This window comes from Rhizobium pisi, from assembly GCF_003938655.1.
GTDB lineage: Bacteria > Pseudomonadota > Alphaproteobacteria > Rhizobiales > Rhizobiaceae > Rhizobium > Rhizobium pisi.
Genome location: NZ_RJJT01000027.1, coordinates 18,637 through 42,265, shown reverse-complemented (window position 1 = coordinate 42,265; position 23,629 = coordinate 18,637). Strand labels below are relative to the sequence as shown.

The following is a 23,629-nucleotide window of genomic DNA, read 5'->3' as shown; positions in this document are numbered from 1 at the left end:
CGAAATGATACCCAGAGGCCAAACCGCGGTGAGTGAGGCAGCGCAAGAGATCGACAAGCTCATGGGATTGCATCCCAAGGGGTTCGATCTGTCGCTCGATCGCATTACCCGTCTTCTCGATCGGCTCGGCAATCCGCATCGGAAACTGCCACCGGTGATCCACGTCGCCGGGACCAACGGCAAGGGTTCGGTCACGGCCTTTTGCCGCGCCCTGCTCGAGGCAGGCGGCTACAGCGCCCATGTCCACACCTCGCCGCATCTCGTCAATTGGCACGAACGTTACCGCATCGGCGTCAAAGGCGGGCGCGGACAGCTTGTGGATGACGCCGTCTTTGCAGAGGCCGTGCGACGCGTGGCAGATGCCAATGCCGGGCAGCATATCACCGTCTTCGAAATTCTGACGGCGGTCACCTTCATCCTGTTTTCCGAATATCCGGCCGATGCCGCGATCATCGAAGTCGGCCTCGGCGGCCGGTTCGACGCCACGAACGTCGTTTCCGATCCGGCCGTCTCGGTCATCATGCCGATCTCACTGGATCACCAGCCCTATCTCGGCGACCGGATCGAGCTCATCGCTGCGGAAAAGGCCGGCATCATGAAGGCGGGATTGCCTGTCGTCATCGGCCATCAGGAATATGATGCAGCGCTCGATGTCCTGATGTCGACGGCCGAGCGGCTGCACTGCCCGAGTGCCGTCTTCGGGCAGGATTTCATGGCGCATGAGGAATATGGCCGGCTCGTCTACCAAGACGAGTTCGGCCTTGCCGACCTGCCGCTGCCGCGCCTTCCCGGCCGCCATCAATATGCCAATGCTGCTGCCGCCATCCGCGCCGTCAAGGCTGCGGGCTTCACCGTTACCGAGACGATGATGGAAAAGGCGATGAATTCCGTGGAATGGCCGGGCCGGCTGCAGCGCCTGAACGAAGGCCGGTTGCTGCCGCATGCGCCCGCCGGTGCCGAGATCTGGATCGATGGCGGACATAATCCCGGAGCCGGCGAAGTGATCGCCGAAGCCATGGCCAATTTCGAGGAGCGCCAGCCGCGGCCGCTTTTCCTGATTATCGGCATGATCAACACCAAGGACCCGATCGGCTATTTCAAGGCTTTCGCGGGCTTGGTCGAGAAGGTTTTCTGCGTGCCGATCCGCGGCAGCGATGCGATGATCGACCCGGTGATATTGTCGAATGCAGCCTACGATGCCGGTTTGGTCGCAGAACCGATGTCGACGGTCGGCGATGCGCTGGAGACGATAAAATCCGTCGTTGATCCAGAGGCAATGCCTCCGCGCATCCTGATTGGCGGTTCTCTCTATCTCGTCGGCGACGTGCTTGCCGACAACGGCACTCCGCCGAAATGAAGCGGACGAAATGAAAAAAGCCCGGTCGAAGCCGGGCTTTTTCGTCAATGTGATATCAATAGGCGATATCGATCAGGCAGCGTTCGAAATCCAGTTCGAAAGAGCCGTCTTGGGCTTGGCGCCGACGGAGATATCGGCGACTTCGCCGCCCTTGAAGATCGCAAGGGTCGGAATGGAGCGCACGCCGAACTGGGCGGCGAGTTCCGGATTCTCATCGATATTGAGCTTGGCGACCTTGACCTTGCCTTCCATCTCGACGGCGATTTCTTCGAGGCTCGGCGCAATCATCTTGCACGGGCCGCACCATTCAGCCCAGAAATCGACGACGACGGGTTCTGCGGATTCCAGAACTTCCGACTGGAAATTATTGATATCGACTTTCACGGTAGCCATGGGCTGCTCCTTTACCTCGGGTGTTGAACCACATGTGATGGTGCGGTACCGAATTTTCAATGTCCGGTATTTCACTTTGTCTTGAGTCCTGCAAGCGCCAAACCGAGGGCCTTTTCGCTCAACGTGTAGAGCGAGGCGTTCTCGGTATAGACGAGCATGCAGTCGATGTGCTTGCCGGGATAGAGCGGCGCCAGGATCTCGCGATAGATCGCGAGCTGCGCCTTATGGGCAAACGGGATCGCCTCTTCGGTCGCCGGCGGCACCCGGTTGGTCTTGTAATCGAGTATGACGACACGATCGGATAGCACGGCAAGCCGGTCGATGCGGCCGGAAACGGCGTAGCGCCTGTCGTCGAGGGTCAATGTGCCCATGATCGAGACCTCGGGCCGCGCCTGCTCTCCGAGGACCGGCTGCAAATCCGCCTCGTCCAATAGTTTCAGAACCGAATCGACGAGCCTCAGCCGCTCGGCCTCGGGCCAGAACCGGGCCGCCCGCTCGGCATAACGGCTCGCGGCATCGGGCCGTTCGTCCAGCGGGATATCAGGAAGCGCCTGCAGCATGCGGTGGATCAGCCTGCCTTTCTCCAGCGAACGATCGCTGCGCTCCTTCTCGCCAAACAGCGGCGAAGTGACGAGCAGGCCGCCTTCGTCCTCGTCTACGATCGTTCCGGCTCCGGATGGGCTGAGCGGCCGGGGCAACTCAGCCTGCGGCGGCAACGGCCGCAACAGCCCGTCCGGCAAGGCCTCTTCGCTTTCGCGCTGTTGGCTGTGGTCGAGACGCTCGAAACTGCGTTCTACCCTTGGCACGCGCCATCTGGTGCCCTGCCATTCGCCGTCGGGGCCGGAGAAAGTCGCTGCCTCCACATAGGGATGATCTTCATGCAGTGCCGTCGAGATCATCATATGCCAGGTATCGCTATTCTCCCGCACGCCGCGATAGCCGCAGACAACAAGCCGGTCGGCAGCGCGCGTCATGGCAACGTAGAGCAGCCGGCGATATTCTTCTTCCGCCAGCGTCTGGATACGCGCCGCGTCGTTCTGCGTCAGCGAATTGGCGATATCGGAGACGGGCACCCAGACCGGCATCGGGGGCTCGCCGGATCTGGATTCGATCAGGCGAAGCTTCGGCAGATGGGTATGCGTAAAGGCTTTGGAGCCACCGTCGACGAGGAAGACGATCGGTGCCTCAAGCCCCTTGGAGGCATGCACCGTCATGATCCGCACTTCGTTGCGCCCCTTGTCCTGCTCGCGCTTCACCTCCGGCGCTTCGAGTTCCAGGGTCGAGATGAAGGATTGCAGGCCGGGAAGGCCGGAACTTTCGTGGTCGAGGGTGAAGGTCAGGAATTCGTCGAGAATATCGCTGACTTCGGTGCCGAGACGCGCCAGGAATTGCCGCCGCCCGCCATGGCTGCCGAGTACGCGCGCATAGAAATCATGAACCGACAGGCTCCTGGACTGACGGAGGAACAGCTCCAGCCTCTCGACGGCAGCGCGGAAACGCTCGGTGCCGTCGGCGGCGAACCTCCTGAGATGGCTCCAGACGCTCTCATTGTCGCCGCGCAGGGCGGCGATCGAAAAAATGTCTTCCTCGGAGAGATTAAAAAGCGGGCTCTTCAGCACGGCGGCGAGCGACAGATCGTCTTCCGGCAGAAGCAGGAAACGGCCGAGCGCCAGCAGATCCTGCACGGCAATGTGGCTGGTAAGGACAAGCCTGTCGGCGCCGGCGACCGGAATGTCGCCGCGGCGCTTCAGCGCGCGCGTCAGCGCATTGACGAAGGCGTCGCGCTTGCGCACCAGCACGAGGATGTCGCCGGCTTCGATGAGCCGCTCTTTGCCTTTTTCGACGATCGTCTCGCGGCCGACGAGCGCGCCGATCGAATGGGCGATCCGCCTTGCAAGAATTGCGGCCGGCGCGCTTTCCGGCGTGGCGTCGAAAGGCGCTGTCCAGTCCTCTTCCTTCACCACGATTTCCGGCGCAACCATCTCCCAGAGGTCGACGGCGCCAGGATGCCCGATCCGGCTCGAACGATGCACAACCGGTTCGCTGAGCGCGCTGAGACCCCGCGCATTGTCAGGCGTCTTGAAGATTTCGTCGACGGCTTCGAGCACATCGGCGGTCGAACGGAAGGAGAGCGGCAGCCGGACGGAGGAAAAGCTCTGTCCGCTGTCGGAAACGCGCCGGCGGGTTCGGTCGCTCTCTTCGGAAAAGCGCTCGGGCCGCGCCCCTTGGAAGGAATAGATCGACTGCTTCTCGTCGCCGACGGCAAAGAGCGTGCGCACGACGGGCCGGGCGCTTTCGCCGGAAAAGAAATCCTCGGCAAGCGACTGGATGACGCTCCACTGGATCGGGCTGGTGTCCTGCGCCTCATCGACCAGGATGTGGTCGATGCCGCGGTCGAGCTTGTAGTGGATCCAGGGACCGACTCCGCTTTTCGTCAGGAGGTCGGCGGTGCGGGTGATCAGGTCCTCGAAATCGAGCTGGCTGCGCTGTTTCTTCAGCTCCTCGTAATCGCGGTTCAGCCGATCGGCGAGCACGAGCGCGGCATGCGTGGCGCCGTACATCCGCATCAGTTTCAGCCGGTCGCGGCTTGCCGCGACATGCGCACGGGCAGCGGCTATGGCGTCCGCCAGCTGCGGCGCCTCGGCGAGCATGGCCTTGACCAGGAATTGCGAGTCTGCCTTCGGTTCGCCTTTGGCCGCCGTCAGGAAGATTCTTTCGAGCATCTCGGCGCGTCTTGCATCGTCGCGCTCGCGTCCGGCGAGCCTGAGGCCGTAGGCGACCTCCTGCGCCTTTACGCCACCTTTCTGGTCGGCAAGCGAGAGATAAAGCTCCAGCGTGCCTCCCGACAATTCCGGCAATGGCCAATATTGCGCCGCGATCCCTCCTTCCGTGTCGTCGGCGGCAAGGCCGAGCCTTTTGCGCAGGACCATCTCCACACCGCCCTGCTGTTCGGCCGCTGCGGTGAAACGGCGAATGGCATTGCGGTTGGCGACGATGTCGCCGAGCAGGTTCTCAAGTCCGGATTCGTCGCCGAGATTGAGCACATAGGCAAACGCCTCGGCAAGCGCGCTGCCTTCCTCCGGTGCAGTCGCCGTCAGCAAGGCGCGGCGCGCATCGGAAAGTAGCGCCGCTGCGGCGCGATCGTCGAGAACCGAGAAATGTCCCGCGACATTGGCCTCCAGCGGGAACTGGTGCAGCAACGCCTCGCAAAAGGCATGGATCGTCTGGATTTTCAGTCCACCGGGTGTCTCCAGCGCCTTGGCAAACAGCCGACGGGCCTCGGCAAGCTTTATTCTGTCGGGCGCCGTGCCCTCGATCTGGGTGATCCGCCGGCCAAGGTCATCGTCGTCGAGCACCACCCATTCGGCCAGCCGCTCGAAGACGCGGTTCGACATTTCGGAAGCCGCAGCCTTGGTATAGGTGAGGCAGAGAATGGCCGAAGGCCGCGCCCCGGCAAGCAGAAGGCGAATGACGCGCTGTGTCAGGACATGGGTCTTGCCGGAACCTGCGTTGGCCGACACCCAAGCCGAACGCATCGGATCGGATGCGATTGCCTGCTGGATGGTCGTCCAGCCGATCCAGGTGCCTGGATTGTCGTCATCAGGAAGGTCGGTCACATCACTCATCGCCGCCGTCTTCCTCGGTCTCGGCCGTCGACCATTCGGAAACACGGGCGAGATGGTCGTAGTGGCCGCCGAAATCGAATTGCTGCGCTGGAATGAGCCGCGAGGTGAAGCCTTTTTCACCGGATTGCAGCAATCCCACGAATTTAACCAGCTGGTCGATCGAATCCTCGGCCAGGTCCATCGCCGATTTCGCCTTGTCGCTGCGCGCCGAACTCTCGTTATTGACGGTATCGACCCGGAAGCGTCGTCCCGGACGCAGGCGGACATAGAGTAGGTCCCGCGGCACGAGGCTGCCGGCATCCCGGAAGGCGCCTGCGCTGAGTGCGGCGGCTTCCAGTGCAAGCTGCGGATCGAGAAGTGCGCGCGCCTGCGCGGGCGAGGGGTTATAGCCGGTCTTGTAGTCGATGATATCGGCGGCGTTCGGTCCCGTGACGTCGATCCGGTCGGCGACACCATTGAGCCGGATATTGATCGCCTCCAGTTCGACGCCGCCACGCACCTCCGTCAGTGTCCTGCGAATGCCCGGCCGCCGTCCGGCCTCCCATTCGAGGAAGGCGCGGGCCACCTCGCGGAAGCGCGGCCGCCACACGGCATCGATATGCGGCGGCAGCTTCTCCATGTCGAAAAGCTCGGAAAGGATGCGCTCCATCGCCTCTGCTGCATCGGGCGTGCCGGCAATATGGGCCTCGCGGATAAACCGGTCGATGATCTTGTGGTAGAGGGTGCCGCGTTCGGCAGCTCCCGGATCACGGTTGAATGCCTCGACGGGGTCGAGCCGCAGGACACGGCGGGCATAAATGGCATAGGGGTCTCGGCGCAGCCGGCCGACTTCGCTGAAGGAATAGGATTTCGGCTGCAGCGTCAGCGGCGGCTTCGGCGAGGGCCGCTGCGCGGGTGTCTGGGCCTCTTCCCGATCGATAAGGCCCGCCCATTGCAGGAACCGGCTGCCGCGCCCCCTCAATTCCGCTTCGAACGCCTCTCCGCCGAGCGCCAATAGCCGCTGCAGCCAGCGTGAGGCGACGGTCGGCGTCGAGCCCTGGCGCAGCGCCCTTGAATAGATCAGATGGCGCGTGCCGTTCGCCATTTCGAAATCATGCGCCAGCTGGCCGATGCGCCGTTCCGGCGGCTCGAGCCCGATCTCCGTCTTCATCATGCGCGGCATGAAGGGATTGTTGGCCGTCTGTCCCGGCCAGGAACCCTCGTTCAGGCCGCCAAGGATCAGCGTGTCGACGCTCTGAAGGCGGGCTTCCAGCGTGCCGAAGATGAAGAGCCGGGGGTGGCTGAGCGCCCGCGGCTTCACGGCATGACCGGCGGCGAGTGCCGCCATGATGTCGATCCATTGCGGCCCGTCGGCCTCCATCTGGCCGTCCGTGTCGATCACTTGACTGAGCAGCGCGGCGAGCGCATCTCCCGCTTCATCAGACCAGAGGTCGGCCAGATTGCCTCGCGGATCGGCCGCGACGGCTTCGAGCGCACGGCCGGTGCGCTCGGCCCACTCGGACAGCTTGAAGCTCGACGTTCTTCCGCGATCCTCCGGACGCTGCCGCATCAGCACGGAAGCCAGAGGCTCAGTCGCCTGTGTAACACGGTGGGCAAGGTCATATGCGGCATCGGCCGCATCGGGTGGAAGCGCCTTTCGCCATTGCGGCGTGTGCCTGTCCAGGGCCTGTTCGGCGAGCTGATGGGTCAGGAGCGGTTCGAGCGTGCTGATATCCACTTCGGCCACGCCGCCGCGCAGCGCCAGGAGCTCGAGCGCCTCAGTGGCGGAAGCAAAAGCGTCGCGTTCGAGCCCGAAGCGGGCCAGCGGATGTTTGAGCAGCGAGACAATCGCCACCGGATCGCCGGGCCGCAGCGCCGCCTCCAGCAGCAATTGCAACAAGGTGCCCTGCGGTGTGACTGCAAGCGGTGTACCGGCCGAATCGTCGGCGAGGATACCGAAGCGGGAAAGCTCCGCCATCACCCGCCGGGAGAGATTGCGGTCCGGGGTGATGAGCGCCGCCCGGCTCTCGCCGTCCTGTCTAGGTCTTTCCAGCGCCAGCCGAAGCGCAATGGCAATCGCGGTCGCCTCCTCCCGCTCGTTGGCAGCTTCGATCAGTGCGATGTTGGCGAAGGCTGAAGACAACGTGTCCGCAGGCAGGTCGTTTTTCCACGGTTCCCAATCGCTGGTCGCCTCCGCCGGGGCGAGCGCCCGGGACAGGATTTCGGCGCGCCGGTCGAGATCGGCCTCCGGCGTATCGAGGAGCGCGACGTCGGCGCGCGTCAGTTTCAGGCGCTTGAGCAGCGACGACAGGCCATACTGCGGATGGCTCCGGCTTGCGGGATTGGCATGCTGGCCGGGCGCCGGTTCCGGCGCGACCATCTGCCAGTGCCGTTCGGGCATGGAGAGATCGAGACCGGGCAGCACGATTATGCCTTCAGCGAGATTGGCCACGGCGGCGATGAGATCGGCGGTGGCGGGAACCGAACCCGTCGAACCGGCGATGATGATCGGCCCGCTGGGTTTGGCCGTCGAAAGCCTGTTTGCTTCGGCCCGGAGGATGGCGTTTCTGTGCCGCGCCGGCGAGGATTTGCCGAGTTCGGAAAGGCGCTCCGGCCAGAATGCGCTGGCGATCTGCAGGAATTCCGCCGTCAGCTGCCACCAGGCGGCATAGTCGCCGGTGTCGAGTTTCGACAGTTCCGACCAATCGAGATCTTCGGTTTCGATGGAATCGATCAGCTCCGCGAGGTTGCGGGCAAGCCATATCGCATCCGCCGGGCTTGCTGGCGCGACGAGCGGTGAGTCCGAATGGATGTGGCGAACGATCTCCGGCAGCTTGTTTCGCCAGGCGAGGATGAGGCGCGCAAGCTCCAGCAGACGGGCGGTATTCGACAGCGGCTGGGCGAGATCGATCGTCGCCGGCAGCGCCTCGTCAAAATAGCCGCTGTCGTCATCGGTTTCGCCGAGGGGACGGATAACAGGAAGGATGGCCGAGCGGCCGCCGAGCAGGTCGACGAATTCCGAGCGCAACACACGCACGGCGCGCCGGGTCGGCAGGTAGATCGTCACCCCGGCAAGCGACAGCGGATCGTCGGGCTCATGCCGGAAGAGCGGCGTCAGCCGGCCGTCGCAAAGTGTCGTCGCCAGGGTTTTCAGGAAAGGAAGGCCCGCCGGGATCGTCAGGATGCGTGGCTGGTGCCGCTCCGCCATGAGCCTACGCGAACGCCCGCAGCCGACGGATCGTTTCCTCTGCTTCGCCGATCGCCTCCGGTGTTCCCACCGTCAGCCAATGGCCTTCGAGCACCATGCCGAAAAGCCGCCCGCGCGCGATCGCCTTGTCGAAATAGATGTTGAGGTTGAAGGCATCCTTCGGCGCATCATCGAATAGGGAAGGGTTCATGGCGATCGCACCGGCATAGACGACGGGATTGGCAGGATCGTCGCGATAACGCGTCAGCCGGCCATCGGCCGCAAGGCTGAAGTCGTTCTTGCCGTTGTGACCCGTCGTATCTTCGATTTTGACGCAAAGCAGCGCCATGTCCATGCGCTCGGCGTCAAAGAATCCGGCTAAGCGCTGCAGGTTGGTCGGCCGCCCCGGCAGTTCGCCGATCCAGAAGAGATCGGCATTCATGACGAAGACATCGTCGCGGTCTAGCAGCATCAGTCCCTTCGCCAGCCCGCCGCCGGAATTCATCAGAGCGTCCTGCTCGTCTGATATGACGATGTCGAGACCGCGGTAATTTCCAAGATGCTGAAGCATCTGGTCGGCGTGGTGGTGAACGTTGACGACAGCCCGTTCGACGCCGGCCGCAACCAGCGAATCCAGCGCGTAGTCGATCATCGGCTTGCCGTCGATCTTCACCAGCGGCTTCGGGATCGTGTCGGTGATTGGGCGCATGCGGGTCCCGAGACCCGCGGCCAGTACCATGGCTTGTCTGATGGTCATCCTGATCCGGAACTTATGATTCGCTCTGGCCTATTCCAGCCCTTGCGCACCAATCGCGCAAGGGGGCAAGCGCTTCATGTTCAAGCGCGACGTTGAGATAAGAGAGCGTCCGCGGCATATGTTTCATATAGCCGGGCTTGCCGTCGCGCTGCAACAGACGCACCCAGAGGCCGGCAAGCTTGCAATTTCGCTGCGCCGACATGATGGCCCATGCCTTCATGAAACCTGCTTCGTCGAAGCCGCCCTGCGCGCGACGGAGGGTGAGGTAATCGTTCATCAGCTGCCGGAAGAGATCCGGCTCGATGGTGACTCGCGCATCCTGGACGATCGAGGCAAGGTCATAGGCGGTCGGCCCGATCATGGCGTCCTGGAAGTCGATGATGCCGACTTTGAGGATGCCGTTTTCACGGTCTCGCCAGATGATATTGGGCGAATGGAAATCACGCAGCAGAAGGTTCGTTTCAGCCGACTGCAGCTCATCGATCAGGTGGTCCCAGATCGCCAAATACTCTTCCCGTTCGGCATCCGATGGTGCCGTGCCGCGTTTCCAAGCAATATGCCAGTCGAGCACGAGCCGCACTTCCATCTTCATCGCCGTACGATCGAAATCCGGAATGTGATGCGTATGCGAGGCCGAAACCGGAATATCCCGAGGGATCTGCATGGAATGAAGATGCGCAAGGCAGGCGACACTTTGCCGATAACGCTCGGCGATCGGTCGTCCGTCTCTATCGAGCACGCCTTCGCTGCCGAGATCCTCGATCAGCAGGATGCCCTTGTTATAGTCGACCTTGTAAATCTCCGGCGTCGCAAAACCCCGCTCGCGCAAAGCGTTGGCGATCGCCACGAAGGGATAGGCGTTTTCCGCGAGATGGGCGACTTTGGGGTAAGGTTTGCCATCCAGCACCGGAGGCCCGTCCGGCAGCGGCGGCCAATCCATCAGGATCTTGCGTTCGCCCTTCTTGGGATAGACGGATTCATAGGCGCGCAGCGACGCATCTCCAGTGAGAAACCGCCGCTTGACCTCTCCATAGCCGGCATCGGCAAGGAAGCTGCGGATATCAAGCACGCGACGGAGACGGGTCGTGATTTTTTCAGGCGCCACGATTGTCGCGCGACGGCCGGCGCCTTCATGTTCAAGCCGCAACGTGATGCGTGTTTCAGGCAACTCGCTTTCGGCCATCTCGGGCCATTCGACGAGGCAGATGCCGTTCTGCAAGGCCTCGTCGAAGCCGAGTTCGGTCAGTTCCGAGGGATCGCCGAGCCTGTAGAGGTCGAAATGTGAAACGGGGATGCGCAGATCGTAGGATTGCACCAGCGTAAAGGTCGGGCTCGGGACTTCAAGTCCCTCGTCATCGGCCATCGTGCGCAGAAAGGCGCGTGCGAGCGAGGATTTTCCCGCCCCCAGATCGCCGGAGAGAGCAAGGCAATCGCCAGCCTTCAGCGCAATCGCCAGATCGTTGCCGAGGCGGTCGGTCGCCGCCTCGTCTTCCAGAAAAAGCGAAATCGTATCGCCCGTCGTCATTCGGCAGCGGCGGCGGAATGCGGGATATCGACGGAGGGGATGCGGCAGACGACGGTCGTGCCCTTGCCCGGCTCGCTATCGATCGTCACATCGCCATGGTGCAAGCTGACGAAGCTGTCGACGATCGAAAGGCCGAGGCCGGCGCCGCCGCGTTTGCCGCTTTTCGCTCCCGTCGCGAAGCGGTCGAAGACGGTGGTGATCATATCAGGCGAGATGCCGGGGCCGCGATCGCTGACGGAAAAGACGAAATCCGTACCTTCGCGATGGCATTCCAGCGAGATCGAAGTGCCTTCGGGCGAAAAATTCGCCGCATTGGAAAGAAGTTTCAGAAGGATCTGCTTCAGCCGCTGCGGATCGGCGACGATCGAGCCGAGATAGGCGGGCGCGGTGATCTCAAGCGCAACGCCGCTTTCATGGAGGCGATCTGCGATCTGCATCGAAACGTCGTCGAGCAGGTCGTTGAGGTCGATCTCCGCATAGTTGAGCCGCATGATGCCGGCGTCGACGGTCGCAAGGTCGAGAATATCGTTGACGAGCGTCAGCAGCACTGAGGATGAGGTCGAGATGTGATCGATATATTCGGCCTGCCGGTCGTTCAGCGGCCCCACACCCTGCGTGCGCAGGAGATCGGTGAAGCCGATGATATTCGTCAGCGGCGAGCGCAGCTCGTAGGAAACGTGCTGGACGAAGTCGTTCTTCAGCTCGTCGGCCTTGCGCAGCGCCTCGTTCTTCTCCGTCAGCGCGCGCTCGGCACGCACACTGTCGGTCATGTTGACGAAGGTCAGCATGGTCTGGGCGTTGGGCAGCGGGATGACGGCATAGTCGAGCACGAGGCCGGAGAAGAGTTCCAGCGTACCCTGGCCCGAGCGGCGCTCATCGTCGAAACTGGTGATCAGTTCGGCAAAGGCCTTCCAGCCGTCCGGCCGATCGTAGGAAGGCGCGCAGGCTTCGCCGAGCACACGGATGTGCGTGCCGGGCTTGGCTTCGGTTTCCGTGATCCCCCAGAGCGCGCGGAAGGCCGGATTCGACAGGCGGATGCGCCCATCGGGACCGAACACCGCCACGCCTTCGGAGAGATGGTCGATCGTTTCGCCCTGCACCTTGACCAGCGTGTTGTAGCGCGTTTCGAGATCGACCTGTTCGGTCAGGTTTTCGAACACCCAGGTAGCGCCGCCCTGTGGGTGAGCGGTCGCAAAGACCCGCAGCGTTTGCCCGTTCGGCAGGTGCCAGAGGTCTGATTGTGTGTCGAGCGCACGATAGACGGAAAGGGCCGCTTCCTTCCAGCCTTTCCAGTTGAGCTGGTCCGGCAGCTTCTTGGCTGCCCGCAGCCGTTCGAGCAACTCGCTATTGTCGGGGCGGCCTTCGAGGAAGGCAATATCCAGCTCCCAGAGGGCGACGAATGCCTGGTTGTAGAATTGCAGCCGGCGGTCGCCGTCGAAGATGGCAACGGGAGTGGCGAGATGGTCGAGCGTTTCGGCATGGCTCTTCAGCGTCCGTTCCAGTTCGGCGCGCACCGCCTCGATGTCGGACACATCGATCGCGATCCCGGCCGAGCCGCCGGGCACCTTGACGTCCACGACGTCGAAAAATGTGCGATTGCCGCGCACGACGGTCGAGATCGTATCGTGGAAGGGTGATTCCGGCGTCGTCGTCGCACGAATACGTTCGCGCGCCACGGTCGCCAGCATTTCGCGGCCTTCATTGATCGCGTGCTGCGGTGTTCGCGCTTCGACGGCCTCGCCGTAAGCCTGGTTGACCCAGGTGAGGCGGCCGCCCGGGTCGCGCTGCCAGGCCGGCATGTCGATCGCGTCGAGCATGGTCTGGAAGGCCGAAATAGAGGTCATCAGCCGGTCGCGCTCGATCCTGAGCTCCGCGAGCTCGGCGCGGAGATTGTTGAGTGCCACGAAGCGGACGAAGGCGCGCCCGCCGGAAACCCGGCCCTGCGCCTCGAGGATTTCGTCGCGAATGGTTTCGACCACCATGTCGAAACTCTGCGCCCCGTCGCGCAGCCGGTCTATCGCCTTTTCCAGCTCGGAAGCCGAACGTGACTTCAGCCAGAGGCCGAAGGCGAGGAATTCGCCGTCCTGCGGCGCACCGGTCTCGGGTGGAAGCTGGCCGAGAAGCTCAGGGCGGGCATTGCCGTCCCAGATGACGATCCGCCGGTTCTTGTCGGCGATCAGGGCCTGGTATTGCGAAATGCGCTGCTGGGCATCGGAAAGCGCCGAGCGGATTTCCCGGCTCTCGTTTTCCAGGTTGCCACGCTGGCGCACGAGCCATAGCGTTGAAAGCAGGGCTGCCGAGATGACGCCGATGACGACGGAAACGCCGACGACCTGCGAGGACGTGAAGAGGTGAGCCGAGGCCGCCGCCTGCTGCTCCGCCTGTGCCAGAACCGGCCGCGCAAGCGCAGAAAGCGCCGTGCCGGCCGCGCAGGTTTTCAGGAAGCGCGCCAATGATCCATGCTCTTGCTCTGCGGCCTCGTGTGCCGTTGCAGATTTATGTTCTTGGCCTGCCGTGAGCGGGCGGCGATCGGCGCGAGCGCCGTCATCCGCCTGACCGGGCAGGCTGCTTTTCATTTCCAACATCCGCGGTATGTCTCCGTCCTTCAATGTGCCGCATTACGACAAGACATCCCATTTTCGGGACGGTCGGACAGGGTCCGGCGCCACGAATCAAGTCTTAAAACAATACTTCGGAAGGGAATCGGCGGGAAGGGAGCGCCCAAAAAATAAGCCGCGGCATTTGTCAATGCCGCGGCTTCTACATCTTGTGGATATTAATGTTCAGATCAATATCTGTAGTGGTCGGACTTGAACGGGCCCTTCGGCGAGACGCCGATATAGGCAGCCTGTTCCTCAGAAAGCTGAGTGAGCTTCACGCCGAGCTTGTCGAGATGCAGGCGGGCGACCTTTTCATCGAGATGCTTCGGCAGGATATAGACCTGGTTGGAATACTGGCCGGGCTTGGTGAAGAGCTCGATCTGCGCCAACGTCTGGTTTGTGAAGGAGGCCGACATCACGAAGGACGGATGGCCCGTCGCATTGCCAAGGTTGAGCAGGCGGCCTTCGGAGAGAAGGATGATGCGGTTGCCCTTGGGGAATTCGATCAGGTCGACCTGCGGCTTGACGTTGGTCCACTTGAGGTTACGCAGCGCTGCAACTTCGATTTCGTTGTCGAAATGGCCGATATTGCCGACGATCGCCATGTCCTTCATCTCCCGCATGTGGTCGATGCGGATGACGTCCTTGTTGCCAGTCGTGGTGATGAAGATATCGGCCGAGGAAACGACGTCCTCGAGCAGCACGACTTCGTAACCGTCCATCGCGGCCTGCAGGGCGCAGATCGGATCAGCTTCGGTGACCTTGACGCGGGCGCCGGCGCCGGAGAGCGAAGCGGCAGAACCCTTGCCGACGTCACCGTAACCGCAGACGACGGCAACCTTGCCGGCCATCATCACGTCAGTGCCGCGGCGGATACCGTCGACCAGCGATTCCTTGCAGCCGTACTTGTTGTCGAACTTCGACTTCGTGACGGAGTCGTTGACGTTGATCGCCGGGAAGGGCAGCAGGCCCTTCTGGCTGAGCTGGTAGAGGCGGTTCACGCCCGTCGTCGTTTCCTCGGTTACGCCCTTGATGGCATCGCGCTGCTTGGTGAACCAGCCCGGCGAAGCGGCGAGGCGCTTCTTGATCTGCGCGAAGAGGATTTCTTCTTCCTCGGAATGCGGATGGGACAGCACATCCTCGCCGGCTTCGGCGCGGGCGCCGAGCAGTATGTACATGGTGGCGTCGCCGCCGTCATCGAGGATCATGTTGGAAAGGCCGCCATCGGCCCACTGGAAGATCTTGTCGGTATAAACCCAGTAATCTTCGAGCGATTCGCCCTTGATGGCGAAGACCGGAACGCCGGCAGCGGCGATCGCGGCAGCGGCATGGTCCTGCGTCGAGAAGATGTTGCACGAAGCCCAGCGGACTTCGGCGCCGAGCGCGACCAGCGTTTCGATGAGCACGGCCGTCTGGATGGTCATATGCAGCGAGCCGGCGATGCGCGCGCCCTTCAGCGGCTTTGCCTGGCCGAATTCGGCGCGGCAGGACATCAGTCCCGGCATTTCGGTTTCGGCGATCGTAATTTCCTTGCGGCCGAAATCCGCAAGCCCGATGTCGGCGACGACATAATCTTTTTCAGTGCTCATAGAGGTCTCCAGGCTGAAAAACGTCTCAAAAATTGGCGCAGGCGCGAAGATGATCGCGCGACGGATAGGCCGCGTGCTAACGCATGTCGCCCGGAAGTGTGCAGCGGCTCCGGTATGGCGAGATGCATAACGACAAAGAGCTCAAGCGCATCGCATGAACCAGGTTCGATGCGAACGCGCTTCAGCGCACGGCATGCCCGCCGTTTAGCAGGCTTCGCGAGGGATGGCAATAAGGATATAAAGAAGTCTTTATATGTTTATATGATTCGACCGGCGCTTATATTTCTTCGCCGAACCTGTTCTGGATCAGTTGATCCAGGGCCTCCAGCGCTTCCGCGGCCTGGCTGCCGCTCGCGGAGACGACAACGCTCGAACCAGGACTTGCCGCAAGCATCATCAGACCCATAATCGAGGTGCCGCCGACGGTCATTCCGTCCTTCGAAACGGTGATGGCGGCATCGAAGGTCTCGACCATCTGCACGAATTTGGCGGAGGCGCGCGCGTGAAGGCCGCGCTTGTTGACGATGAGGAGTTCCCGGGAGAGCGACGTCATGAAAGTCCGTTATTTTCCGCTGAGCACGCGGCTCGCGACATTGATGTATTTCCGCCCTGCTTCGGAAGCCTCCACCAGTGCCTTCTCCATGTTGTTCTCGCCGCGCACGCCGGCAAGCTTGATCAGCATCGGCAGATTGACCCCGGCAATGACTTCCGTATGACCACTGCTCATGACCGATATGGCAAGATTGGACGGCGTGCCACCGAACATGTCGGTCAGGATGACGACGCCATGGCCGTCGTCGGCGCCGGAAACAGCTGCCAGAATGTCCTGCCGTCTCTGGTCCATGTCGTCTTCGGGGCCAATACAGACCGTCTCGATGAATTTCTGAGGACCGACGACGTGCTCGACAGCATGACGAAACTCTTCAGCCAGCTTGCCATGAGTGACAAGCACAAGTCCGATCATGATATTACTGCTCCCATATACGCAAACGGTGGCCCAGATATCGCAATGCAGCAATGACGTCCACCGGTGGCGGCACATCTTGGCTATGAAAAGCTGAAGTGCAAGATAAAAATGCAAATATATAAGGCAGATTGGCCAATCTTGAAGGCTTTAATCGCCGATATCCGGCGCTTTCGCCATCAGGATCGCAAGGGGCGAGGGGACGTTTGTGAGCAACCGCAATGCGGGAAGCGAAAAACCGGCCGCAAGGCTGACGATTTCGCCCTCGGGGGGGATGCGGTTTTCACCGGAAGCGCTGCCGGGAAGCACGGCATAATGCATGGTCGCCTGGGGGACATGATCCTGCCGGACGATGCCGGTGCCGCGAAGCTCGATCAGCCCGGCGATCGATGGCGGGCATGCGGCGATCACCGAGCCGGCTTCCTTCGAAAGAAGAACCTGGTCGTCTGCAACCAGCGCCGTGAAGAGACCCAGCCGGCGCGCCTCGGTCATGCAGGAGAAGGCCAGCATCGATTTTCCCCAGCCGGAGGGTCCGCTGAACAGAAGCCCGGTCCTGCCCACGACGATCGCCGTCGCATGAATGTTCGGGGCTTCCGTCATGCGGCGGCATCGAGGGGCAGAGCAAGGATGAAGCGCGCGCCGAGCACATGCCCATTTTCGCCGTTGGTGATGTTCTCCGCCCTCAGCGAACCGCCATGGGCTTCGGCGATCTGGCGGCTGATCGAAAGGCCGAGGCCGGAATTCTGGCCGAAACCTTCCGATTCCGGCCGGTCCGTATAGAAGCGCTCGAAGATGCGGTCGATATTTTCCGCCTGGATGCCGGGGCCGTTGTCCTCGATATAGGTGATGCAGCGTGATCGCGTTCGCACCAGCCGCACGGTGATCTTGCCGCCCTTCTCAGGCACGAAGGAACGGGCGTTCTCGATCAGGTTCGTCACGATCTGGCCGATGCGCAGATCGTGGCCATTGACGACGAAGCGCGCCTTCACGTTCGGCTTGCGCTCGATGGAATATTCGATCTCCACCTGCTTCTTAGTGCCCCTGATCTGGCGCGACACATCGATCAGGTCACGCAGCAGCACTTCCATGTCGACGGTGCCGGCGTCGACCCGCGCGAGTTCGGCGTCAAGACGCGAGGCGTCAGAAATATCGCTGATCAGGCGGTCGAGGCGGCGGACATCGTGCTGGATGACATCGAGCAGCCGTTTCTTGGAATCCTCGGATTTGGCGAGCGGCAGTGTCTCGACGGCGCTGCGCAGTGAGGTCAGCGGGTTCTTGAGCTCATGGCTGACGTCAGCCGCAAAGCTCTCGATCGCATCGATGCGGTCGTAGAGCGCCGTCGTCATCTCGCGCAATGCAATGGAAAGATTGCCGATTTCGTCCTGGCGGGCGGAAAAGTCCGGGATCTCCTCGCGCGTCTTGGCGCCGCGGCGGACACGGATGGCGGCCGCCGAAAGCCGGCGCAGCGGGTTGGCGATCGTCGACGACAACACCAGGGAAAGCAGCACGTTGACGAGGGTGGCGACGCCGAAGACCCGCATGATGGCCAGCCGTTCGGCATGAACGATATTGTCGATATCGCCCGCCTGCGTCGACAGCAGCAAGACGCCGAGTACGGCGCGAAAGCGCTGGATCGGCACGGCGACGGAAACGATGAGCTCGCCTTTCTCAGTCGTACGCACCACCGCGCCGCGTACGCCGGTCAGCGCGTTCATGACTTCGGGATAGATCGAGCCGTCGCCGCCCGGCGCTTCCTTGTAGAGTGGCAGATTGCCGGGCTGCAGCGCCTTGTTGAACAGGGTCGCGAACCAATCGCTCCAGGTCTGCTTCTCCTCCTCGACCGGCGGCAGGTCGAAGCGCAGCACCTGGCCGCGTGAATAGAGATGACGCGAATCGAGCAGCAGATTGGCGTCGGCGTCGAAGATGCGTGCGCGCGTGCGTGTCGGAGAGATCAGCCGGCGCAGAACCGGGGCGACCTTCTCGGGATCGATCGGGAATTCGAGATCCTCGTCATTCGGCACCGGAGTGATGCTCTGGCCGGCCTGCAGCTCGAGAAGCTTCTGCGGATCGATGGTGATCGAGTTCGTATCGACCGACGCAGAGGCCGAAACGGCGCCGGCGATGATCTCACCTTGCGTCAAAAGGCTTTCGGCGCGGGCGTCGATCAGCCCTTCGCGAAACTGGTTGAGGTAGAGGATGCCGCCGACGAGCACGACCAGCGCGGCGAGATTGAAGAAGACGATGCGCCGCGTCAGGCTCGAAAAGACGGCATTGCCGAAGATCCGGCGGATCAGCGTGAAGGGATGCGACCAACGGCGTCCTCGGGCGAGAGGGCTGCTCAGCCCCTCCGCATCGTCCAGATCCCTTTCCTGCACCAATTGTGCCAATGACAGGCCCTTTCGAAGGGCGGGGCCGGATGGACCGGCCCGCAACCCTCAATCGTCTCTTGCCGCGCCGTAAGGCGTCAGGCTGCTTCGCGGAAGCGGTATCCCACTCCGTAAAGCGTTTCAATCATATCAAAATCGGTATCGACCATCTTGAATTTCTTGCGAAGCCGCTTGATGTGGCTGTCGATGGTCCGGTCGTCGACATAGACCTGTTCGTCATAGGCCGCATCCATCAATGCGTCACGGCTCTTGACGACGCCGGGGCGCTGCGCCAGCGAATGCAGAATCAGGAATTCCGTCACCGTCAGCGTCACGGCCTCACCCTTCCATGTGCAGGTATGGCGTTCCTGGTCCATGACGAGTTGCCCGCGCTCCAGTGAGCGGGCCTGCTGCACCGCGCCGGCTTTCGGCGTGCCGGTAGGGCTTGTGCCGCCGGCGGCTGCGGCTTCGCGGCTCGAGGCGCGGCGCAGGACGGCGCGCACGCGCTCCACCAGCAGACGCTGCGAGAAAGGCTTGGTGATGAAATCGTCGGCACCCATCTTCAAGCCGAAGAGCTCGTCGATCTCCTCATCCTTGGAGGTGAGGAAAATGACCGGGATATCCGATTTCTGCCGCAGGCGGCGCAAGAGTTCCATGCCGTCCATGCGCGGCATCTTGATATCAAAGATCGCAAGCTGCGGCGGTCGAGCCAGAAGGCCGTCGAGCGCCGAGGCTCCGTCCGTATAGGTTTCGACCTTGTATCCTTCGGCCTCCAGCGCGATCGACACCGAGGTGAGGATGTTGCGGTCGTCATCAACGAGCGCGATTGTCGGCATGGTGTTGGTCTCCGTCATCAGTGCGCAATCTCCCGGATTTTGGTCGTCCCCAGGCGGTCTCAGTGACCGGATGCGCTTATGGAGGATAAAGGTGGAACAAATTGTGGCAAAGATAAAGGGGAGGATTGTTGTTAAATTCGACCGCAATCTGAAGGTGTGCGGGAAAATGTTTCAACGCGATCTTTCAAACGATTTAAAAAGAACGCGATAAATTTAAATCGATTAATTATTTGATATTACTGGATTTTCTCAATTTCAGTCTCTTGTGTTTTAAAATTTCTCCCCGTATTTTCGCGCTTAGTGTTAACGGCAATGCGCCTGAGCAAAGGGAACTAGCCATGGAAAAGTTCGGAGTTCATAACCCGGCAACGGAGCTGAAAACGGTTGGATTGGGCGGCGCAGCCAGCGTTCGCTATAACTTTTCCGCCGCAGCACTCTATGAGGAATCGATCCGCCGGGGTGAAGCCGAACTGACCGCTCAGGGCGCGCTCCGGGCCATCACCGGCCAGCACACGGGCCGTTCGCCGCGCGACAAGTTCGTCGTTCGCGACGCCAATACCGATGGCGAAATCTGGTGGGACAACAACAAGCCGCTCTCGCCGGAGCATTTTGCCCTGCTGCGCGACGACATGGTGGCGCATGCCGCGGGCAAGGACCTTTTCGTCCAGGACCTCGTCGGCGGTGCCGAAGAAGGCCACGCCCTGCCGACCCGCGTCGTGACCGAGTTTGCCTGGCATTCGCTGTTCATCCGCAATCTGCTCATTCGCCCCGATGCAGCGGCGCTGCCCACTTTCGTGCCGAAGCTGACGATTATCGATCTGCCGAGCTTCAAGGCCGATCCGGCGCGCCACGGCTGCCGTTCGGAAACGGTGATCGCCTGCGACCTCACCAACGGCCTCGTCCTCATCGGCGGCACCTCCTATGCCGGCGAAATGAAGAAGTCGGTCTTCACCGTGCTCAACTACCTGCTGCCGGCCAAGGGCGTGATGCCGATGCATTGCTCGGCCAATGTCGGCCCGGAAGGTGATTCGGCGATCTTCTTCGGCCTTTCCGGCACGGGCAAGACAACGCTTTCGGCCGATCCGGCCCGCACGCTGATCGGCGATGACGAACACGGCTGGAGCGAAAACGGCATCTTCAACTTCGAAGGCGGCTGCTACGCCAAGACCATCCGTCTTTCGGCCGAAGCCGAGCCGGAAATCTATGCGACGACCCAGCGGTTCGGCACCGTGCTCGAAAACGTCGTGCTGAACGAACGTCGCGAGCCGGATTTCGACGACGGATCGCTGACCGAGAACACCCGCTGCGCCTATCCGATGGATTTCATCCCGAACGCCTCGGAAACGGGCCGGGCCGGCCATCCGAAGACGATCATCATGCTGACCGCCGATGCCTTCGGCGTCATGCCGCCGATCGCGCGTTTGACGCCCGATCAGGCGATGTATCACTTCCTCTCCGGCTACACCGCCAAGGTGGCGGGCACCGAAAAGGGTGTCGTCGAGCCGGAAGCGACCTTCTCCACCTGCTTCGGCGCGCCATTCATGCCGCGCCACCCGGCCGAATACGGCAACCTGCTCAAGGATCTGATCGGTCGCCACGGCGTCGAATGCTGGCTCGTCAATACCGGCTGGACTGGCGGCGCCTACGGCACCGGCAAGCGCATGCCGATCAAGGCGACGCGCGCCCTTCTGGCCGCTGCCCTGAGCGGCGAACTCGGCCAGGTGGAATTCCGCGCGGATCCGAATTTCGGCTTCGCCGTGCCGGTTTCCGTCAACGGCGTCGACGGCGGCATTCTCGATCCGCGCTCGACCTGGGCCGACAAGGCGGCCTATGACGCGCAGGCCGAAAAACTGGTCTCGATGTTCATCGCCAACTTCGCCAAGTTCGAGGGTCATGTCGATGGCGGCGTCCGCGACGCGGCTCCCGGCGTGAAAGTCGCAGCCGAATAACAGGAAAAATCCCTGACTCACGTGAAACCCGGCATCGCAGGATTGCCGGGTTTTCGCTTTGACGACCGATATTTTCAATTCATTGCCGATATGAGATAGAACGCCGCATGGCCAGCGAAGCGCTCTACATCGATGACAGGATTACCATCGCGGGATGGGAGCTGACGGAACAGTTCGTCCTGGCGGGCGGTCCCGGCGGGCAAAACGTCAACAAGGTCTCAACGGCAGTCCAGCTGTTCTACAACATTGCGAATTCGCCCTCCCTCAATGAGCGCGTCAAGGCCAATGCGATCAAACTCGCCGGCCGGCGTTTGTCGAAGGAGGGCGTGCTGATGATCGAGGCAAGCCGCTTTCGCAGCCAGGACCGCAACCGCGAGGATGCGCGCGAGCGGCTGAAGGAACTGATTCTGGAGGCTGCCAAGCCGCCACCACCGCCGCGCAAGAAGACCAAGCCGACCAAAGGCTCGGTTGAGCGCCGCCTGAAGGAAAAATCCGGCCGCTCGGAAGTCAAGAAAATGCGCGGCCGCCCCGGCGGCGGCGATTGAGATGCCTGGACTCCTGAACGGCATCCGTCATCTCCCCGGCTATCTCGATCGCGCCCGCCAGGAAGCCCTGGTCGAGGCGATCCGCGCGGTCGTCGCCGAAGCGCCGCTCTATGTGCCTGTCATGCCGGGCACCGGCAAGCCGATGTCCGTGCGGATGACCAATTGCGGGCCGCTCGGCTGGGTTACGGACAAGGAGCGCGGCTATCGGTATCAGCCGACGCATCCGGCAACCGGCAGGCCTTGGCCTGATATGCCGCAGCAGCTGCTCGATATCTGGAACGATGTGTCAGGTTACGACAAGCCACCCGAGGCCTGCCTCGTCAATTTCTACTCCGACGACGCCCGCATGGGCCTGCATCAGGACAAGGACGAGCAGGATCTGCAGGCGCCTGTTGTCTCGGTCTCGCTCGGCAATAGCTGCCTCTTCCGTGTCGGCGGTCTCAATCGCAATGATAGCACACTATCCTTCAAGCTTTCGAGCGGCGATCTGGTCGTGTTGGGCGGTGAGGGGAGGCTTTGTTTCCACGGTGTCGACCGCATACATCCGGCGACCTCGACGCTGCTGAAAAATGGCGGCCGCATCAACCTGACGCTGCGCCGCGTCAATCCTTCGGCCTGATATCCGGAATATGATCGCCTGCTATAGTTTTCGCAGCGCGACTTGTTCGATCAGATGATCCTTGCCCTTTTTCAGGATCAGATCGGCGCGCGGCCGCGTCGGCAGGATGTTTTGCCTGAGGTTCTTCAGGTTGATATTCGTCCAGAGATCCTCGGCGATTTCAAGCGCCTCCGCGTCGGTGATCGAGGCGTAGCGATGGAAATAGGAGTTCGGATCGCGGAAGGCGGTCTCCCGCAGCCGCATGAAGCGCGTGACGTACCAGTTATGGATCTGGCTTTCCGCGGCATCGATATAGATCGAGAAGTCGAAGAAGTCTGACACCATCGGCACGATCTTGCCGTCGGCCGGCAGGTCGCGCGATTGCAGCACGTTGATACCTTCGAAGATCAGAATGTCGGGCCGGTCGACGATTTTGTACTCGTCCGGCAGTACATCATAGACGAGGTGCGAATAACTGGGCGCCTTCACATCCGGCCGCCCGGCCTTGATCGCCGAGAGGAAGCGCAAAATGGCGCCGGTATCGTAGCTTTCCGGGAAACCCTTGCGCTGCATCAGTTTTTTTCGCTGCAGCTCGGCGTTCGGATAGAGGAAGCCGTCGGTGGTGATGAGATCGACCTTCGGGCTGGAAGGCCAGCGTCCCAGGAGCTCCTTGAGGATACGCGCCGTGGTCGATTTTCCCACTGCGACCGAACCGGCGATGCCGATGACGAAAGGGGTCTTCGTCACATCGGACAGGCTGAGAAAGCGGTTGCGCTGCTCGAATAGCATCTGCGAGGATTCGACATGCGCCGAAAGCAGCCGCGACAGCGAGAGATAAATGCGCCTGACTTCCTTGAGATCGATCGGGTCGCCCATCGAGCGCAGTCGGTTGACTTCGTCGCCGGTCAGCGTCAGCGGCGTGTCGGCCCGGAATTTCGCCCATTGTTCGGAGGAGAAGAAATGGTAGGGCGAATAGGATTCCGACTGGAAGTGATCCAACGTTTCCGGCACCCCGATAATCTCAGTCGCGATACTCATGAACTCTGCCGGCTGGCCTTTTCCTTGAGGCCGGACTGCGCGGTTCTGCGCTCAAGTTCGGCCATGACATTCTCTACCGGTATTTCAGCAATCTTCAATACGACCAAGAGATGATAGAGCATATCGGCGGCTTCATAGGTCAGATTGTCGCGGTCGCCTGTTACCGCCGCCATCACGGCTTCGATCGCCTCTTCTCCCAGCTTCTTTGCCGCTTTCGGCTGACCGGCGGCCACGAGCTTGGCCGTCCAGGACTCATCCGGCGAGGCTTTCGATCGCTCTGCGACGATCCTTTCGAGATCGGAAAGGGAAAATCCGCTCAT

18 protein-coding genes are annotated in these 23,629 nt (G+C 61.8%); 4 read left to right on the top strand and 14 right to left on the bottom strand.

Features of this window, described 5'->3' with window-relative positions:
* Window positions 1-4 precede the first annotated feature (4 nt).
* The gene (locus tag EFD55_RS28130) at window positions 5-1,357 is read left to right on the top strand and encodes a bifunctional folylpolyglutamate synthase/dihydrofolate synthase (protein WP_125849663.1); all 1,353 of its coding nucleotides are present in this window, start codon (window positions 5-7) and stop codon (window positions 1,355-1,357) included.
* A gap of 72 nt (window positions 1,358-1,429) precedes the next feature.
* Here the strand turns inward: EFD55_RS28130 and trxA are convergent, their stop codons facing one another.
* The 12 genes from trxA to EFD55_RS28070 all read right to left on the bottom strand — a co-directional run bounded on the left by trxA (window position 1,430) and on the right by EFD55_RS28070 (window position 19,179).
* On the bottom strand, window positions 1,430-1,750 hold the full coding sequence (gene trxA / locus EFD55_RS28125) for a thioredoxin (RefSeq protein ID WP_008528748.1): 321 nt from the start codon (window positions 1,748-1,750) through the stop codon (window positions 1,430-1,432).
* A 71-nt stretch (window positions 1,751-1,821) separates the two neighbouring features.
* Window positions 1,822-5,376, bottom strand: coding sequence for a double-strand break repair helicase AddA (gene addA / locus EFD55_RS28120; protein ID WP_125849661.1), 3,555 nt, complete (start codon window positions 5,374-5,376; stop codon window positions 1,822-1,824).
* Window positions 5,369-8,563, bottom strand: coding sequence for a double-strand break repair protein AddB (gene addB, locus EFD55_RS28115; RefSeq protein WP_125849659.1), 3,195 nt, complete (start codon window positions 8,561-8,563; stop codon window positions 5,369-5,371). Before addB ends, addA begins: the two co-directional genes overlap by 8 nt.
* 4 nt (window positions 8,564-8,567) lie before the next feature.
* Entirely contained in the window at window positions 8,568-9,299 is a 732-nt protein-coding gene (locus tag EFD55_RS28110) for a nucleotidyltransferase family protein (protein ID WP_125849657.1), read from the bottom strand.
* Between the two features lie 13 nt (window positions 9,300-9,312).
* Complete coding sequence (gene tsaE, locus EFD55_RS28105; RefSeq protein WP_125849655.1) at window positions 9,313-10,824, bottom strand: tRNA (adenosine(37)-N6)-threonylcarbamoyltransferase complex ATPase subunit type 1 TsaE; 1,512 nt, start codon at window positions 10,822-10,824, stop codon at window positions 9,313-9,315.
* Window positions 10,821-13,409 carry a PAS domain-containing sensor histidine kinase gene (locus tag EFD55_RS28100; protein WP_125849653.1) on the bottom strand — a complete coding sequence of 863 codons (2,589 nt, stop codon included), beginning with the start codon at window positions 13,407-13,409 and terminating at the stop codon, window positions 10,821-10,823. Before EFD55_RS28100 ends, tsaE begins: the two co-directional genes overlap by 4 nt.
* A 203-nt stretch (window positions 13,410-13,612) precedes the next feature.
* Window positions 13,613-15,013, bottom strand: coding sequence for an adenosylhomocysteinase (ahcY, locus tag EFD55_RS28095; RefSeq protein WP_125849651.1), 1,401 nt, complete (start codon window positions 15,011-15,013; stop codon window positions 13,613-13,615).
* Between the two features lie 277 nt (window positions 15,014-15,290).
* The gene (locus tag EFD55_RS28090; protein WP_125849649.1) at window positions 15,291-15,566 is read right to left on the bottom strand and encodes an HPr family phosphocarrier protein; all 276 of its coding nucleotides are present in this window, start codon (window positions 15,564-15,566) and stop codon (window positions 15,291-15,293) included.
* Window positions 15,567-15,575: 9 nt separating this feature from the next.
* Window positions 15,576-15,977: a PTS sugar transporter subunit IIA gene (locus tag EFD55_RS28085; protein ID WP_088675366.1), complete on the bottom strand. Its 402-nt coding sequence runs from the start codon at window positions 15,975-15,977 to the stop codon at window positions 15,576-15,578.
* Window positions 15,978-16,127: 150 nt separating this feature from the next.
* Window positions 16,128-16,577, bottom strand: coding sequence for an HPr kinase/phosphorylase (locus tag EFD55_RS28080; RefSeq protein WP_125849647.1), 450 nt, complete (start codon window positions 16,575-16,577; stop codon window positions 16,128-16,130).
* Window positions 16,574-18,364, bottom strand: a complete 1,791-nt coding sequence (locus tag EFD55_RS28075; RefSeq protein ID WP_125849645.1) for a sensor histidine kinase — start codon at window positions 18,362-18,364, stop codon at window positions 16,574-16,576. The genes EFD55_RS28080 and EFD55_RS28075 overlap by 4 nt, the downstream gene beginning before the upstream one ends.
* Before the next feature lie 77 nt (window positions 18,365-18,441).
* Window positions 18,442-19,179 (bottom strand): response regulator transcription factor, encoded by a 738-nt coding sequence (locus tag EFD55_RS28070; RefSeq protein ID WP_205909805.1) that lies wholly within the window; start codon window positions 19,177-19,179, stop codon window positions 18,442-18,444.
* A gap of 338 nt (window positions 19,180-19,517) precedes the next feature.
* Between EFD55_RS28070 and EFD55_RS28065 the strand changes: the two genes are divergently transcribed.
* The 3 genes from EFD55_RS28065 (at window position 19,518) to EFD55_RS28055 (ending at window position 22,292) form a co-directional block, all read left to right on the top strand.
* Window positions 19,518-21,128 (top strand): phosphoenolpyruvate carboxykinase, encoded by a 1,611-nt coding sequence (locus EFD55_RS28065; protein ID WP_125849640.1) that lies wholly within the window; start codon window positions 19,518-19,520, stop codon window positions 21,126-21,128.
* Window positions 21,129-21,235: 107 nt separating this feature from the next.
* Window positions 21,236-21,673, top strand: coding sequence for an alternative ribosome rescue aminoacyl-tRNA hydrolase ArfB (gene arfB / locus EFD55_RS28060; protein WP_125849638.1), 438 nt, complete (start codon window positions 21,236-21,238; stop codon window positions 21,671-21,673).
* A gap of 1 nt (window position 21,674) precedes the next feature.
* Window positions 21,675-22,292 (top strand): alpha-ketoglutarate-dependent dioxygenase AlkB family protein, encoded by a 618-nt coding sequence (locus EFD55_RS28055; RefSeq protein ID WP_125849636.1) that lies wholly within the window; start codon window positions 21,675-21,677, stop codon window positions 22,290-22,292.
* A 21-nt stretch (window positions 22,293-22,313) separates the two neighbouring features.
* Here the strand turns inward: EFD55_RS28055 and coaA are convergent, their stop codons facing one another.
* Both coaA and EFD55_RS28045 read right to left on the bottom strand, forming a co-directional pair.
* Complete coding sequence (gene coaA, locus EFD55_RS28050; protein WP_125849634.1) at window positions 22,314-23,309, bottom strand: type I pantothenate kinase; 996 nt, start codon at window positions 23,307-23,309, stop codon at window positions 22,314-22,316.
* A complete protein-coding gene (locus EFD55_RS28045) occupies window positions 23,306-23,629 on the bottom strand; it encodes a phosphoribosyl-ATP diphosphatase (RefSeq protein ID WP_125849632.1) in 324 nt (107 codons plus the stop codon). Before EFD55_RS28045 ends, coaA begins: the two co-directional genes overlap by 4 nt.

Bases quoted from the DNA above. Each gene is read 5' to 3' on its own strand.
- EFD55_RS28055 (WP_125849636.1), top strand. From the start codon at position 21,675: ATGCCTGGACTCCTGAACGGCATCCGTCATCTCCCCGGCTATCTCGAT.
- coaA (WP_125849634.1), bottom strand. From the start codon at position 23,309: ATGAGTATCGCGACTGAGATTATCGGGGTGCCGGAAACGTTGGATCAC.
- EFD55_RS28110 (WP_125849657.1), bottom strand. From the start codon at position 9,299: ATGACCATCAGACAAGCCATGGTACTGGCCGCGGGTCTCGGGACCCGC.
- EFD55_RS28085 (WP_088675366.1), bottom strand. From the start codon at position 15,977: ATGATCGGACTTGTGCTTGTCACTCATGGCAAGCTGGCTGAAGAGTTT.
- addB (WP_125849659.1), bottom strand. From the start codon at position 8,563: ATGGCGGAGCGGCACCAGCCACGCATCCTGACGATCCCGGCGGGCCTT.
- tsaE (WP_125849655.1), bottom strand. From the start codon at position 10,824: ATGACGACGGGCGATACGATTTCGCTTTTTCTGGAAGACGAGGCGGCG.
- EFD55_RS28100 (WP_125849653.1), bottom strand. From the start codon at position 13,409: ATGTTGGAAATGAAAAGCAGCCTGCCCGGTCAGGCGGATGACGGCGCT.
- EFD55_RS28090 (WP_125849649.1), bottom strand. From the start codon at position 15,566: ATGACGTCGCTCTCCCGGGAACTCCTCATCGTCAACAAGCGCGGCCTT.
- EFD55_RS28080 (WP_125849647.1), bottom strand. From the start codon at position 16,577: ATGACGGAAGCCCCGAACATTCATGCGACGGCGATCGTCGTGGGCAGG.
- EFD55_RS28070 (WP_205909805.1), bottom strand. From the start codon at position 19,179: ATGCCGACAATCGCGCTCGTTGATGACGACCGCAACATCCTCACCTCG.
- ahcY (WP_125849651.1), bottom strand. From the start codon at position 15,013: ATGAGCACTGAAAAAGATTATGTCGTCGCCGACATCGGGCTTGCGGAT.
- trxA (WP_008528748.1), bottom strand. From the start codon at position 1,750: ATGGCTACCGTGAAAGTCGATATCAATAATTTCCAGTCGGAAGTTCTG.
- EFD55_RS28045 (WP_125849632.1), bottom strand. From the start codon at position 23,629: ATGAGCGGATTTTCCCTTTCCGATCTCGAAAGGATCGTCGCAGAGCGA.
- arfB (WP_125849638.1), top strand. From the start codon at position 21,236: ATGGCCAGCGAAGCGCTCTACATCGATGACAGGATTACCATCGCGGGA.
- addA (WP_125849661.1), bottom strand. From the start codon at position 5,376: ATGAGTGATGTGACCGACCTTCCTGATGACGACAATCCAGGCACCTGG.
- EFD55_RS28130 (WP_125849663.1), top strand. From the start codon at position 5: ATGATACCCAGAGGCCAAACCGCGGTGAGTGAGGCAGCGCAAGAGATC.
- EFD55_RS28065 (WP_125849640.1), top strand. From the start codon at position 19,518: ATGGAAAAGTTCGGAGTTCATAACCCGGCAACGGAGCTGAAAACGGTT.